Source organism: Janthinobacterium foliorum, from assembly GCF_978021625.1.
Window position 1 is genome coordinate 1 of the sequence record NZ_CDXDQE010000065.1, and the last position, 405, is coordinate 405.

Here is a 405-nt window from a genome sequence, read left to right on the forward strand (position 1 = left end):
CCGTGTTTCCAGAAAGCGAACTGATCGCCACCACGGGCTTCGTGCCGGGCAGCGAGCTGACCCTGGGCGAACTGCGCGCCATGGCGTCCAACATTGCCAGCTATTACCAGAACCGCGGCTATTTCCTCGCCCAGGCTTATCTGCCCGCGCAAGATATCAAGGATGGCGTCGTCACCATCAACGTGCTGCCGGGCCAGTACGGCCAGGTGCAGCTGCGCAACCAGAGCAATCTGTCCGACGGCCTGGCCGGCAGCCTGCTGGCCGGCCTCGACGGCACCGTGATCGCCACGGCGCCGCTGGAGCGGCGCCTGCTGCTGCTGTCGGACTTGCCGGGCGTGCAGGTCAGCTCGACGCTGGCGCCGGGCGCCTCGCTGGGCGCTTCGGACCTGATCGTCGACGTGCAGC

1 protein-coding gene is annotated in these 405 nt (G+C 67.7%); it reads left to right on the forward strand.

Going from position 1 to position 405, the window contains the following annotated elements; all coding sequences use genetic code 11:
- The coding region (locus tag ACZ92H_RS29500; RefSeq protein WP_465051980.1) for a POTRA domain-containing protein at positions 1-405 on the forward strand (405 nt) is incomplete at both ends.